Below are 767 nucleotides of genomic sequence, written 5' to 3'. Positions count from 1 at the left end.
GAGGCCGCCGACGGGGAGGCGTACGCCGAGACGCTGCGCGCCCTGCCCGACGACAAGCGGGTACGTGCCCTGCGCGACCTGGTGCTGGCGCACGTGGCGGTCGTCCTCGGCCACGGCGACCCGGCCGGCATCGAGCCGACCCGCGCGTTCCGGGAACTCGGCTTCGACTCGCTGACCGCCGTGGAGCTGCGCAACCGGCTCGGCGCGGCCACCGGGCTGCGGCTGCCAGCGACGCTGGTCTTCGACAACCCGACGCCCGAGGCGCTCGCCGTCCACCTGGCCGGGCAGTTCGCCCCGGTGAGCCCGGCCGGCGAGCCGTCGGCGGCGGGCCGGGAACTCGACCGGCTGGAGGCGGCGCTCGTCGGGCTGGACCCGGCCGACGACGAGTTCCGCCGGATCACCGACCGGCTGCACGGCCTGCTGGGCCGGCTGACCGAGCGGCAGGCGGACGCGGACGGCGACGACGACCTGGAGTCGGCCACCGCCGAGAACATCTTCGACCTGATCGACCGCGAGCTGGAGACGTCGTGACCACCAGCCGCAACGACATCGGCATGCCGAGTGAGGTAGGTCCACGGTGAGCAACGAGGACGAGAGGTACGTCGAGTACCTGAAGCGTACGACCTCGGAGCTGCGGCGTACCCGGCGTCGGCTGCGCGAGCTGGAGAGCCGGGACTCCGAGCCCATCGCCATCGTGGCGATGAGCTGCCGCTACCCGGGCGGCGTCGACGGCCCCGAGGCGCTGTGGCAGCTCGTGCACGACGGCG

The 767-nt window shown here is 73.9% G+C and carries 2 protein-coding genes; both read left to right on the top strand.

Translation table 11 applies throughout. From position 1 onward, the window contains the following. A partial coding sequence (locus KBX39_RS33940; protein WP_282102509.1) for a phosphopantetheine-binding protein occupies nucleotides 1-531 on the top strand: 531 nt, incomplete at its 5' end. A 46-nt stretch (nucleotides 532-577) separates the two neighbouring features. After that, the coding region (locus KBX39_RS32350) for a polyketide synthase docking domain-containing protein (RefSeq protein WP_210874232.1) at nucleotides 578-767 on the top strand (190 nt) is incomplete at its 3' end.

The organism is Micromonospora sp. D75 (assembly GCF_018070405.1).
Taxonomy (GTDB): Bacteria; Actinomycetota; Actinomycetes; order Mycobacteriales; family Micromonosporaceae; genus Micromonospora; species Micromonospora chalcea.
The sequence above is the reverse complement of the archived record's forward strand: the minus strand, read 5'-3'. Positions and strand labels throughout refer to the sequence as shown.